This window comes from Ruminiclostridium cellobioparum subsp. termitidis CT1112, from assembly GCF_000350485.1.
GTDB lineage: Bacteria > Bacillota > Clostridia > Acetivibrionales > DSM-1351 > Ruminiclostridium > Ruminiclostridium termitidis.
This window is the reverse complement of sequence record NZ_AORV01000003.1, coordinates 17,752-31,012: the sequence shown is the minus strand read 5'-3', so window position 1 is coordinate 31,012 and position 13,261 is coordinate 17,752. Positions and strand designations below refer to the sequence as shown.

Below are 13,261 nucleotides of genomic sequence, written 5' to 3'. Positions count from 1 at the left end.
ACCCAGCTCATTAAAAAAGAGCTTCCCTATACCATAGGCGGTGGAATAGGGCAATCGAGAATATGTATGTTCTTCCTTGGAAAGGCGCATATTGGAGAGGTACAGGCATCGGTATGGAGCGATGAAATGATAAGGGAATGTTCCGAGAACAATATTGAGCTTTTGTAATCTGCCGGATATTATTCAAATCAAGTATACGGCAGGTACAGCTTTGGTTTATACAGATTGTACCGAGCGGATTACAAAATTTATTCAACTACTTTAAATTTAATAGTTTTTGGAATATTATAATCTATGGAATACATTTAAGACAGTATGAAGGAGTCAAACAATGAGTTATTCAGAGATAAAGAAACTTTTTAGAGCACCGCAGGATTATACCGGTAAGACCATAACCGTTCCCGGTTGGGTAAAAACTGTACGCGACTCGAAAACCTTTGGGTTTATTGAACTTAATGACGGAACATTTTTCAGAAACCTTCAGGTTGTATTCGAGGAAGGCAGACTGGAAAACTTTAAGGAGGTAGCAAAGCTGTCTGTAGGTTCGGCAATCGAGGTTGAAGGCCAGCTGGTGGAGACACCCAATGCAAAGCAGCCCTTTGAACTCAAGGCAACCCGCATTGCCATTGAAAACATGTGTCCTGCCGACTACCAGCTTCAGAAGAAGAGGCATTCCTTTGAGTTCTTGAGAACCATAGCACATTTAAGACCCAGAACAAATACTTTCTCGGCAGTATTCAGAGTTAGATCCCTGGCTGCCTTTGCAATACACAAATTCTTTCAGGAGAGAAACTTTGTCTATGTGCATACTCCCTTGATCACAGGAAGTGATGCAGAAGGTGCGGGTCAGATGTTCAAGGTTACCACACTTGACATCGTTAATCCTCCAAGGCAGGAAAGCGGCAAAATAGATTACTCACAGGACTTTTTTGAGAAGGAGACCAGCCTGACCGTAAGCGGGCAGCTTACGGGGGAAGCATATGCTCTTGCCTTCAAGAATATCTATACTTTCGGGCCCACCTTCAGAGCGGAAAATTCAAATACCGCCCGCCATGCCGCCGAGTTCTGGATGATAGAGCCTGAAATAGCCTTCTCCGATCTCAGAGATGACATGATGCTTGCAGAGGATATGCTCAAGTATATTATCAGCTATGTTATGGAGAATGCTCCTGAAGAAATGGAGTTTTTCAATAATTTTGTAGATAAAACCCTGCTGGAACGTTTGAACAATGTCGTCAATTCGGAGTTTGCCCATATAACCTACACTGAAGCCATAGAACTGCTTCAGAAGAATAAGCAGAATTTTGAATACCCGGTGGAATGGGGCAGTGATTTGCAGACAGAGCATGAAAGATATATTACAGAGCAGATATTTAAGAAGCCGGTGTTCGTTACCGGTTATCCTAAGGAGATCAAGGCTTTCTATATGAGGATAAACGACGACGATAAAACGGTGGCGGCAATGGATCTGCTGGTGCCGGGAGTAGGTGAAATAATCGGCGGCAGTCAGAGGGAAGAACGTCTTGAGGTCCTTGAAAAGAAAATGGAAGAAATGGGACTTAATAAAGAGGACTACTGGTGGTATCTTGAATTGCGTAAATTTGGAGGAACAAAACACGCCGGCTTTGGACTTGGGTTTGAAAGAGCTATTATGTATCTGACCGGTATAACCAATATAAGAGATGTGATTCCTTTCCCAAGAACAACAGGAAACTGTGAGTTTTAATAAAATATATTAACAACTTATCAATAATTTTATGGCAGCAAAAAAAGAACATTGCATAATGTTCTTTTTTTCACACAATTAAAGTTTATAACCGGCATTATTACATAATTTATCACATGTAGTTCAACAGTCCGGTTCTGAAGCAGCAGTTTTAAAAGTCATAATCCTCCCGCAAATAGGTAGTACCATCCATCGGAATATATACTTCCAGAGAAGAAGGAGTCTGCCCGAACATTCCTACGACATAAAAAGTAATATTTCTGCGCGGGCGCAGAGTGACATTGGGCAGATTGACAACCACGGTGGGAGTTCCGGTGGGAGTTACTATCAGGTTATACCGCCCGGGGAGCATTGCCCTGTAATCGCTGACCTCGGTATAGCTTATGTCTGAAAAAAGCTCCAACCCTCCTCGTAATGCCAGGCTTAACCCCGGAGCATTGGGAGACAGATTTATAAATCTTACATTTGTCCTTCCCGGATTTACCGGCTCATAGACATCTTCTACCGGCAGGATTCCTATCCTTGGAAGGATACCGATAACTGCCAGAGTGTATACTTTTTCAGCTTGGACCGGAAGAGTCACTCTCAGTATAGGAGACGTATGCAAGCCAACCGGAAAAGCTTCAATGTTATATGTTCCCGCATCGACGGAAATGTAATCCGTAAACTGTCCAAAGGCAATCCTGCGCGCGATAAGCGTTCCATTCGCGTAAATATCAGCCTCGGGAGCGCCGGGGGCGGCGTGAAAAACTCTTATATATGATTTACCGGGTATTTGCCTTTCATCCAGATAATCTTCGGTGTAATAGAAACTTTCATTTGTCATAATTTCACCACCATACCTGAAAAATATTTAAAAATTGTTATTCTATTTCAATATATGCGCTATTAATATAAAGGGTTAACATAAATATCAACACCGGCACCGACTGTGCCGGACTTGCGGCACACTTTTTCCTGTGATATAATACCATGGAGTCCATTCGGAAAGAAGTGGGATTTTCCGTCGGACTCCTTGGGATGATAGCCGCAGGCGTCTTTTTATAACATTTGGCGTATGCTGAATGCTGCGAGCAATACTTTGATTTAATGAAAAGGAGTAATTTTTATGACATTAAATGATCAGTGGAGGGAAATCGCTGATAAGGAAAGAACCCCACAAGAAAATGAAGCTTTTTGGAAGGACTATTTCTTAAAAGAAAAAGACAACTATGCTTATATATTGGCAAATAATCTGAAAACTATAAAAGGTCAGCTGTCTGAAGTCTCGGGCTCCTTCAATATGGATTCCGTCACTTTTATGGGCTTTTTGGATGGTATAAACACCAGTCTGGTAAATGAGGTTGAGCTTGATTCTCTTGAGGAAACAAGCATAATTGATGTTGAAATAGATTATGAAAAGCTTTATTTCAATATGCTGGATGCAAAAGCCGACTGGCTGTACAATCTGTCCGAGTGGGACAATATCCTGTCTGAAGATGCCAGAAAAGATATAACCAAGGAGTTTAGAACTTCCAGGATGGCAGTAAGCAACAAAGTAGGCAGAAATGACCCTTGCCCATGCGGAAGCGGCAAGAAATATAAGAAGTGCTGCGGCCAATAGGTAACCGGCGTTCCGTTTTAACTTGAAGATATTGCAAATTAGTATAAAAGCATATAGGCAAAGCCTAAAAGGTTTGCTTATATGCCTTTTTAATTATATGAGTGCCAGATTTTCCCTGGCTGATGGTAAATTAATGTGTTGTGCTAACTGAAATTGTGTTTGGTGCGTCCTATTTCATGAAGTTGGTACGGAAATTACCAGTTGATATATAAAATTACACAGGTATTAGAATGATGATTTTTTAACAAATACAACTTGCAATATATTAAGAAATATTATAAAATTGGGGTAGATTTTCAATGGAATATGAATGACTTGGAGTTGAATATTTCATTGAGATATTTAGGAGGATGCTATGGAACAGAGATTAAATGCATATGTAGAAAAAATGGTAAATGCTATAGATGATGTAAATAAAATAGATGCGGAGTTTTTCAGCAAGTATAATGTTAAAAAAGGCCTTAGAAACAGTGACGGTTCGGGGGTGCTGGTCGGTCTTACCGAAATAGGTGAAGTGCATGGTTATGTGCTTTATGAGGGCGAGCGAAAGGAAGACGAGGGCCGCCTTATTTACAGGGGGATTGATGTTGTTGACCTGGTGAAAGGTTTCCAGACTGAACACCGGTTTGGTTTTGAAGAAGTCTGCTATTTGCTCATGTTTGGAAAACTGCCGAACAGGGAGCAGCTGGATGAGTTCAACGGGCTGCTGGGAGATCTGAGGGCTCTTCCCAATGGTTTCACCGAGGATATGATCCTTAAGGCTCCAAGTTCAGATATTATGAACAAGCTGGCAAGAAGCGTGCTGGTTTCATATTCCTATGACAATGATCCCGACAGTATTTACCCTAAGAATCTGTTGAGACAGAGCATGGAGCTCATTGCCCGTTTCCCTACAATGGCGGCTTATGGCTTTCAGGCCAAATCCCACTATTACGGCGGCCAGAGTCTCTATATCCACATGCCGAGACCTGACCTGTCAACTGCCGAAAACATACTGCACATGATCAGGCCTGATAATAAATATACCAGGACCGAGGCCGAGATTCTTGACCTTGCCCTTGTATTGCATGCTGAACACGGCGGCGGAAACAATTCCACCTTTGCGGCCAGAGTTGTTTCCTCTACCGAAACCGACACTTATTCTGCAATTGCGGCGGCCGTTGGTTCTCTTAAAGGCCCAAAACACGGCGGTGCAAATATAAAGGCCATGCAGATGCTTGAAAATATAAAGGAAAATGTATCCGACTGGGCCGACGATGATGAAGTCAAGTCTTATTTGACCAGAATGATGAACAGGGAAGTATTTGACAGGGCAGGACTGATTTATGGCCTCGGTCATGCGGTATACACCTTGTCCGATCCGAGAACCATACTTCTCAAGGAAAAGGCCCACCAGCTTGCAATAGAAAAGGGCCGCGAAAAGGAATTCCTGCTTTATGACGCAGTGGAGAGAATCGGTCCTGAGGTGTTCTCAGCCAAAAAGGGGACTTCCAAAAACATCTGTGCAAATGTGGATCTTTATTCGGGATTTGTTTACAATGCATTGGGAATTCCTACCGAACTGTTTACTCCTTTATTTGCTGTTGCAAGGATAGTAGGCTGGTGTGCACATAGGATCGAAGAGGTGGTATGCATGCAGAAAATAATCAGACCTGCCTACAAGAGCATTTCCAAGCTGCAGCCCTTTATCCCGTTGGAAGAAAGGGAATAATTCATTTTCCGATAAAAAAATACGCCTGAAACAGCTGATAAAACACTTGTGAAGAGCTGTTTTACCAGCTGTCTCAGGCGTGTATCCGTCAAATGAGTCCAATCATGCTTAAAAACACAATCAAGAGCAGTATGGGTGTGATGAACCTCAACAGGAAAAGATAGGCTTTGATCAGGCCTCCATTCTTCAGAGTGCCCTTGTTGGAAAGCTCCTGGGCGACATCCTGTCTGTTTAAAAAGTATCCTACAAAAATTACAATCAGCAGACCGCCCAGAGGCAGAAGAATGTTTGACGAAACGCTGTCAAAGAAATTAAAAAAGGTAAGCCCAAATATTTTTATATTGCTTAACAGGCTTGTGCTGTTTGCAGACAGGGCTGACGGGATGCCAAATACCATTACAATGACGGCGGTTATTATAACCGCTTTTCTTCTTGAAAGCTTTTGTTCTTCGGTTATAAAAGTTATTACCACTTCAAAAATAGACATCATTGCAGTTGTAGCTGCAATTGCAGTCAGAATGAAAAACAGGACCACAAGCAATCCTCCCAGAGGAATTTTTGAAAATACCAGGGGAATTGTCATGAACAGCAGGCCGGGGCCCTGCTCAGGCTTCATGCCGAAGGAAAATACCGCGGGGAATATGGCCAGTCCCGCCAGCAGGGATACTATCGTATCTGCCAGAGCAACTTTGCCGGAGGTTGCAAACATATTATTGTCGGCGGTAAAATAGCTGCCATAGGTAATAATGGTGCCCATTCCAAGTGAAAGCTTGAAAAAGGAGAGTCCTAAAGCCATCAAAACCACTTCTTTTGTTACACTGGAAAAATCCACATTAAAAAGGAACTTTATTCCTTCCATAGCCCCCGGAAGCAATAATGCCCTGATGTCACAAATAATGATCAGTATGAGCAGGACAGGCATCAACAGCTTGGTGATTCTCTCAATACCCTTTTTTACTCCAAAGAGCAAAATGGTGGAGACCACTGCAATTGCGACAATCTGCCAAATGATTGGAGGAAGCGGTCCTGTGACGGTTTGGCCGAATATACTTTCCACCCCGTCCATGGTAGCATCTTTAAAAAGTCCTGAAATTGCCTTGAAAATATAAGAGTAAACCCAACCTGCAACAGCGCTGTAAAAAAACAATATAAAAAATGCCGAAACTATTCCCATATAGCCGATGATCTTCCAAAACGGTTTTTTTGTCAGGGTTTTTATGGCTCCGATAGCATTTTTTCTTGTCCTTCTGCCAATAAACATCTCGCTTATCATAACCGGGAGCGCCACGAAAAGCACACACAAAAAATAAATGATCAGAAAAGCTCCGCCGCCGTATTTGCCCGTTAAGTACGGGAACTTCCATATGTTGCCAAGGCCCACGGTAGAGCTCAGAGTGGCAAAGAATACTGCCAGACCGGTTGAAAAACGCTCGCGCTCAAAAGCCATTTTTTTATTCTTCATATAACCTCCATTGTAGGATTTACCCAAATTGATTGCCAAAATATCAAAAATAATGATAATATTTTTAGCAGAATACTTATTATAATACAAGATGCAAAAAATTCAAATAATAGATTAAATAATAAAATACAGGGTATAACAAGATTAAAAGTTTGTTAAAAAATTATATATAGTAGACAATCAGCTAAAAATAAAATATCATATTAGATGTTTTCATATTGAAATATTGCGATTTAATCTTCAAATATTAGCAATGACGCTTATAGGAGATTTCAAATTATATATTTGCAACAATAAAAACAGTTAATTGCTTTTGGAGGGTTTAATTTATGAGAAAGACTAAGATAATATGTACTTTGGGACCTGCCTCTGACGATGAAGAAATTCTCAGGAAAATGATGCTTGGCGGAATGAATGTAGCCAGAATGAATTTTTCCCACGGCAACCATGAACAGCATAAAAAAAGAGCTGATTTATTCAAGAAAATCAGGGATGAATTGGGACTGCCCATTCCCTTGCTGCTGGATACCAAAGGCCCTGAAATAAGAACAGGTGATTTTAAAGACGGTCAGGTAACATTACAGGAGAATAACGATTTTATCCTGGTGAACAAAGATATTATCGGTGATGAAAAAAGCTGCAGCATCACTTACAAAGAGTTGTACATGGATGTGGCCAAGGGAAGCAGGATATTGATAAATGACGGTCTTGTGGAACTTGAGGTAATGGAGATCAGGAATAAGGATATCTACTGCATAGTAAAAAACGGAGGCGTGGTAGGTGACCATAAGGGTATAAATGTTCCGGGAGCCGATATAAGACTGCCTGCTTTAACCAGCCAGGACATAGCCGATATAAAATTCGGCATCGAAAATGACTTTGATATGATAGCTGCATCCTTTGTTAGAAAGGCTTCCGACGTCATAGAAATTAGAAAAGTGCTTGAAAAGAATGGCGGCAGCGATATTTTGGTTATAGCAAAGATCGAAAACCGGGAGGGTATCAGAAATTTTGACGAGATACTTAAGGTTTCGGACGGAATAATGGTTGCCAGGGGTGACCTGGGAGTTGAAATACCTGTTGAAGAAGTGCCTGTCGTTCAAAAAAATATCATTGAAAAATGCTACCGCAATGGGAAACCTGTTATTACTGCAACACAGATGCTTGATTCCATGATCAGAAATCCAAGGCCGACCCGTGCCGAAGCAAGTGACGTTGCCAATGCCATATATGACGGGACCAGCGGAGTAATGCTTTCGGGTGAGACCGCCGCAGGCAAGTATCCTCTGGAGACTATAGCTGTCATGTCAAGAATAGCCCAGAAAGCTGAAAGCTCCATGGACTACTGGAAGAGATTCACCACCCGGCAGACTGAAATCAATACCAGCGTTACAAATGCCATCAGCCATGCAACCTGTACCACGGCTCTTGATTTGAAAGCGGCTGCAATTATTACCGTAACACAGTCAGGTCACACTGCGCGGATGATTTCCAGATTCCGTCCTGCGTGCCCTATTATTGCGACCACCGTAAATCCAAAAGTTCAGAGGCAGCTCAGCCTTTCCTGGGGAGTTCTGCCTTATCTGGTGCCTGTTGCAAATACCACCGATGAAATGTTTGATATGGGTATTGAAAAGGCTCTTGAATCAGGTCTTGTAAAAAACGGCGAACTGGCTGTAATCACTGCAGGAGTGCCGGCAGGCATCAGCGGAACTACAAATACATTGAAAGTTCATATTGTGGGTAAAGTATTAGTACAGGGGACAGGAATAGGAGATGTGTCAGTTACTGGTGAATTGTGCGTAGCACAGACAGCCGGGGAGGCACTTGATAAATTTGAAGACGGAAATGTACTGGTAGCTCCATTTACAAATAACGAAATGCTCCCGGTTATTAAAAGGGCTTCGGCTATCATAGTAGAAGAAGGCGGATTGGCCTGCCACACTGCCACCGTGGGACTGGCCCTTGATCTGCCGGTTATTGTGGGAGCTGAAAATGCCACCAGAATTTTAAAGACCGGTTCGGTAGTGACGGTAGATGCCGAAAGAGGTCTTGTACTTAGATGTGATTAAAGGTCTGTATATCAATAATAATAACAAGAATAATAAATAACAATTGATGTGAGCATTAATGTTAGATTTATTATTTTTTGTAAACGAGAGGATAGATATGGCTAAAACATTACCGCTGTTACCTCTGAGAGGTTTAACAGTATTTCCTTTTATGACTTTGTATTTTGATGTTGGAAGAGAAAAATCCATAAAAGCGCTGGAAGAAGCTATGATTAATGACCAGTTGATTTTTCTGGTTGCACAGAAGGATGCTTCCACCGATTCACCAGGTGAAGAGGATATATATGATATCGGTACAATATCAAAGGTCAAGCAGCTGCTTAAGCTTCAGGGCGATACTATCAGGGTGCTTGTTGAAGGTATAAGCAGGGCCGAAGTAAAAAACATAGTTCAGAGGGAACCTTTTTTTGTTGTGGAGGTTGTTGAGGGACAGGTGGAGGAAGAGTTCGAGGACAATGAGGTTGAAGCCCTTAAAAGACGCCTGGTTGCGGTATTCGAAGACTATGTGAAGCTAAGCGGAAAAGTTTCTCCGGATACCGCTTTGACCGTTGCGGAAATCAACAACATCAGCCAGGTATCGGATATCATTGCAAACAACATTCCGCTTAAGGTTGAGCAAAAGCAGGAAATTTTATCTGAATTCCACCCGCTGAGAAGAATTGAAAGGCTCCTGAAAATTATTTATCAGGAAACTGAAATACTTGAAATTGAGAAGGATATAAATACAAAGGTCAGAAAGCAGATAGACAAGGTCCAGAAGGAATATTACCTCAGGGAGCAGATGAAGGCTATTCAAAATGAGCTCGGGGACAGGGACGGAGTCACCGGAGAGGTTGAAGAGTACAAGGCAAGGCTGGAAAACGCCGGCCTTCCGGAAGAAGCCGAGAAGAAGGTGCTCAAGGAACTTGACCGGCTTCTGAAGATGCCTTCGGGTTCTGCCGAAGGCAGTGTAATAAGGACCTATGTTGACTGGATATTTGATCTTCCCTGGAATAAATCCACCCAGGAGGATATTGATCTTGCCAGGGCCGAAGAAATTCTGGAACAGGATCATTACGGACTGACAAAAGTTAAGGAACGTATTGTGGAATACCTTGCGGTCCATAAACTCAAGAACAATCTCAGAGGACCTATTCTGTGCCTGGTGGGACCGCCGGGCGTGGGAAAAACCTCTATTGCAAAATCCATTGCAAAAGCTCTTAACAGGAACTATGTCAGGATTTCACTGGGCGGTGTCAAAGATGAGTCGGAGATACGCGGACACAGGCGTACCTACGTGGGATCAATGCCCGGAAGGATAATATCCGCCCTCAAGCAGGCCGGGTCCAATAATCCGCTGATACTCCTGGATGAAATAGATAAAATGAGCAGTGATTTCAGAGGGGACCCTGCTTCGGCAATGTTGGAAGTACTGGATGCAGAGCAGAATTTCGCTTTCAGGGATCATTACCTCGAACTGCCCTTTAATCTGTCAAACGCATTATTTCTGACTACCGCCAACAGCCTTGATTCAATTCCCAGGCCATTGCTGGACAGAATGGAAGTCATTACCCTGTCAAGTTATACCGAAGAAGACAAGGCAAACATTGCAATGAAATATTTGCTTCCCAAGCAAATAGAACTAAACGGACTGACTCAGAAAAACATTAAAATCGACGAAGAGACCATAAGAGATATTATAAATTACTACACCAGGGAAGCAGGTGTCAGAAATCTTGAAAGAGAGATAGGTTCTGTCTGCAGAAAAGTTGCAAAAACCCTGGTTTCAGAAAACAAACGCGTTGTAACCGTATCAAAAAGCAGCCTTGAAAAGTATCTGGGCGTAAAAAGGTACCGTTTTGATTTTGCAAATGAAAAGGATGAGATTGGTATTGCCACAGGTCTGGCATGGACTCCTGTCGGAGGTGATACCCTGTCCATAGAAGTCAATTTGATGAACGGTAATGGAAAGCTGGAGCTGACAGGGCATCTGGGAGATGTGATGAAGGAATCGGCAAGAGCTGCCATGAGCTATATCAGATCCCAGTGCAAGGAATTGAAAATAGACGAAAGCTTCTATGAAAACAGGGACATTCACATACATGTTCCGGAGGGAGCGATTCCAAAGGATGGTCCATCAGCAGGTATTACTCTTGCGACTGCCATGGTTTCGGCCTTATCGGGTGTTCCGGTCAGCAGCAAGGTTGCCATGACAGGTGAGATAACCCTGAGAGGCAGGGTGCTTCCTATAGGAGGGCTGAAGGAAAAGGTGCTGGCAGCCCACAGGGCCGGGATTGAAACTATTATCCTTCCCCTGGATAACAAAAAGGATATCGACGAGATTCCGGAGAACGTAAGGAATTCTTTGAAATTTATTTGCGCTTCGGATATGAAAACCGTCCTAAAAAATGCACTGATAAAAGCTTGAAAAAATCAATTAAAAATCGGCCGGCTTTTTAGCTGTTGGCCGATTTTTTATGCCTATAGGAGCAAACAGGAAAATTTACCGGTATTTCTGAAATAAAATAGAAGGAATTTTGTTGATTTATATCGAATAAAGACTATTAGTCAAAAATTACATATTTTTACGTACAAAAGATAAAATACACGTATATTCTGGAGGGGTTTATGTCCTACTATTGGATTTCGGTTGTTATTACAATTTTGGTCACCGCATTGACAGCGTTTTATTTGCTTTACAGGTCAAAAGAATTGAACCTTGGCATATTGTTTTCCATAACGGCAGGATCCATAGTTTTGGGATTTTCCTTTAATCCTGCTTTTACATTCATGCTGAAAGCCTTAAGTGAAAGTATTAATATCAACAAAAAAATTGCTCTGATTTTGTCTCTGATTGTTGTTTTATTTATATTTCTATTATTTATTTGTATAATAAGCATGATTATATCAATAGCTATTCCAAAGAAGTTCTCTTCTATAGATTGCGGTATTTATATTGACAGATTTTTCAGCAATATTAAAAATATGAAGGTGGGATTTTTCAATAAACCGGCTGCAGAATGTGGAAATTCAAGCATAGTAATGCAAGAAAATGTAAAAGATGAATATAATTTAGAAAATAAGTTGAAAAAACCAGTTGACACTAAACAAATAATTGATACAATGGGAATAGAAAATTGTGAAAATGGAAGTTTTCTGCTGGAAAATTCCGGAAGCTGCAATAATTTAGTTGATGAAGTTGTCGAAACCGCTGCAGCAGTTACGGCAGTTGCAGAACCTGACAAGGCCAATGCTGCCGGGGCTGTTGAGGAAGCCTGGAGCTTTGAGGACTGCAGTACAGGCAGTGAAGAGGCAGATGTAACAGATACGGATATTGCTCAAACGGCTGTGCTTGAACAGGCTTTGCCTGAACCGGTTATGCCGGAATCGGCTGTGTCTGAATCCGACATAGGGGAAACCGGTGATACCGACCCTCAAATAAAAGAGCAGGTTGAAAATGAAACAACAATTACTCCTGACATTGCGAATCATGAAGAAATAATAGAAGAAACAAGAGAAATAGAATACATAATGGAAGAAGTGCAGTCAAGTCAGGTTGAAATAAATGCACGGTCGCTTGTGGACAAGGCATTTGAAAGCAAGGGCAGGGGCAGGAAGGAACAGGCGGCAGAGTATTATTTGCAGGCTCTTTCGCATCAGCCCGACAGGGAAATGATTTTCTGGATAGTATTGGACGTATGCGCTCTATACAAGCAGTTAGGTCTCACCGAACTGGCGAAGAGCATACTGGAAGGAACTGTTGAGAGATATGGATCAGTTATCAAGCCTGATATAAAAGAAGAAATTATTAAAAACCTAAAATAATTTAATTTGATTAAAAAAGATTTTTAGGAATTTGAGGGGGTACTTTTAAAAATGAAAAAGTCGAAGGAAATAGTGGGTTTACCTATAATCAGCATATCAGACGGTATTGAGGTCGGTAAAGTCAAAACTGTTATAATCAATGCTGAAAAAGGTGCTATTGATTATGTTGTTGTTGATAGCGGTATTCAAATACTAAGTGCCAAGGTGATTCCCACGGAATATGTGCTGGGAATCGGTGAATACGCATTGACGATAGAAAATGAAGATGCCATTAACGACATAAGTAAAATACCGGCTGCTATTGATCTTCTGCAAAAAAATATCCAGGTTAAGGGTACAAAAGTACTTACCAAAAAGGGACGTTTAATAGGTGAAATCGGGGACATATATATTAACGAAGAAGATAACTGTTCAATCGTAGGACTTGAGTACATTGCCGATATTACGCAGAAGAGTATCAGAATCATACCGAGAGACAGCATCATTACCTTTGGAAAGAACCTGGTAGTTGTAAAGGAAGATGTGGAATCCAGATTGTTGGACAGAGCAGCCGACCTGGCATTGGATGAGGACGTGGATTCAGAAAAAAAAAATTTTGAGACCTCAGCCGTAGCTGACATTGACGGCAGTGTTCCTGCAGAAGATGATATTCAGCCCGATGCCGTAGCTGATATGATGGAAACAAAGCACCGTGAATATCTCAACGGTAAGGTTGCTACCAAGACGATATTTGATAATGACGGAAATACACTGATAGAAGAAAACACTGTCATAGATGATGTTATTTTTGAAATAGCTAAATCAAACGGTAAGGTAATCGAATTGGTTATGAATAACAGATAGACATACAAAAGGCTTCCCTTATGGGGAAGCCTGACTCATA

Annotated in this window: 9 protein-coding genes and 1 pseudogene; 8 read left to right on the top strand and 2 right to left on the bottom strand. The window is 41.7% G+C overall.

The window, feature by feature from the left end; all coding sequences use genetic code 11:
* Both CTER_RS27915 and asnS read left to right on the top strand, forming a co-directional pair.
* Positions 1-168, top strand: a pseudogene (locus CTER_RS27915) (aspartate--ammonia ligase); the annotation flags it as partial.
* 163 nt (positions 169-331) lie between these two features.
* A complete protein-coding gene (gene asnS, locus CTER_RS00585; RefSeq protein ID WP_004622857.1) occupies positions 332-1,726 on the top strand; it encodes an asparagine--tRNA ligase in 1,395 nt (464 codons plus the stop codon).
* Between the two features lie 151 nt (positions 1,727-1,877).
* Here the strand turns inward: asnS and CTER_RS00580 are convergent, their stop codons facing one another.
* A complete protein-coding gene (locus CTER_RS00580) occupies positions 1,878-2,552 on the bottom strand; it encodes a DUF4397 domain-containing protein (protein ID WP_004622888.1) in 675 nt (224 codons plus the stop codon).
* 282 nt (positions 2,553-2,834) lie between these two features.
* Between CTER_RS00580 and CTER_RS00575 the strand changes: the two genes are divergently transcribed.
* Both CTER_RS00575 and CTER_RS00570 read left to right on the top strand, forming a co-directional pair.
* A complete protein-coding gene (locus CTER_RS00575; RefSeq protein ID WP_004622868.1) occupies positions 2,835-3,329 on the top strand; it encodes an SEC-C metal-binding domain-containing protein in 495 nt (164 codons plus the stop codon).
* 355 nt (positions 3,330-3,684) lie between these two features.
* Positions 3,685-5,040, top strand: a complete 1,356-nt coding sequence (locus tag CTER_RS00570; protein WP_004622881.1) for a citrate/2-methylcitrate synthase — start codon at positions 3,685-3,687, stop codon at positions 5,038-5,040.
* Positions 5,041-5,128: 88 nt separating this feature from the next.
* On the opposite strand, the gene CTER_RS00565 is transcribed toward CTER_RS00570, so the two are convergent.
* Positions 5,129-6,502 (bottom strand): sodium-dependent transporter, encoded by a 1,374-nt coding sequence (locus CTER_RS00565; RefSeq protein ID WP_004622878.1) that lies wholly within the window; start codon positions 6,500-6,502, stop codon positions 5,129-5,131.
* Between the two features lie 329 nt (positions 6,503-6,831).
* On the opposite strand from CTER_RS00565, the gene pyk reads away from it, so the two are divergent.
* The 4 genes from pyk (at position 6,832) to CTER_RS00540 (ending at position 13,221) form a co-directional block, all read left to right on the top strand.
* Positions 6,832-8,574 (top strand): pyruvate kinase, encoded by a 1,743-nt coding sequence (gene pyk / locus CTER_RS00560; RefSeq protein WP_004622889.1) that lies wholly within the window; start codon positions 6,832-6,834, stop codon positions 8,572-8,574.
* Positions 8,575-8,671: 97 nt separating this feature from the next.
* Positions 8,672-10,981, top strand: a complete 2,310-nt coding sequence (lon, locus tag CTER_RS00555) for an endopeptidase La (RefSeq protein ID WP_040759894.1) — start codon at positions 8,672-8,674, stop codon at positions 10,979-10,981.
* A gap of 200 nt (positions 10,982-11,181) precedes the next feature.
* Entirely contained in the window at positions 11,182-12,378 is a 1,197-nt protein-coding gene (locus tag CTER_RS26700) for a hypothetical protein (protein ID WP_004622879.1), read from the top strand.
* Between the two features lie 51 nt (positions 12,379-12,429).
* Positions 12,430-13,221 (top strand): PRC-barrel domain-containing protein, encoded by a 792-nt coding sequence (locus CTER_RS00540; protein WP_004622874.1) that lies wholly within the window; start codon positions 12,430-12,432, stop codon positions 13,219-13,221.
* Positions 13,222-13,261 lie beyond the last annotated feature (40 nt).

Excerpts from the sequence above, each read along its gene's own strand:
- pyk (WP_004622889.1), top strand. The coding sequence starts at position 6,832 with ATGAGAAAGACTAAGATAATATGTACTTTGGGACCTGCCTCTGACGAT.
- CTER_RS00540 (WP_004622874.1), top strand. The coding sequence starts at position 12,430 with ATGAAAAAGTCGAAGGAAATAGTGGGTTTACCTATAATCAGCATATCA.
- CTER_RS00565 (WP_004622878.1), bottom strand. The coding sequence starts at position 6,502 with ATGAAGAATAAAAAAATGGCTTTTGAGCGCGAGCGTTTTTCAACCGGT.
- CTER_RS26700 (WP_004622879.1), top strand. The coding sequence starts at position 11,182 with ATGTCCTACTATTGGATTTCGGTTGTTATTACAATTTTGGTCACCGCA.
- CTER_RS00575 (WP_004622868.1), top strand. The coding sequence starts at position 2,835 with ATGACATTAAATGATCAGTGGAGGGAAATCGCTGATAAGGAAAGAACC.
- asnS (WP_004622857.1), top strand. The coding sequence starts at position 332 with ATGAGTTATTCAGAGATAAAGAAACTTTTTAGAGCACCGCAGGATTAT.
- CTER_RS00570 (WP_004622881.1), top strand. The coding sequence starts at position 3,685 with ATGGAACAGAGATTAAATGCATATGTAGAAAAAATGGTAAATGCTATA.
- CTER_RS00580 (WP_004622888.1), bottom strand. The coding sequence starts at position 2,552 with ATGACAAATGAAAGTTTCTATTACACCGAAGATTATCTGGATGAAAGG.
- lon (WP_040759894.1), top strand. The coding sequence starts at position 8,672 with ATGGCTAAAACATTACCGCTGTTACCTCTGAGAGGTTTAACAGTATTT.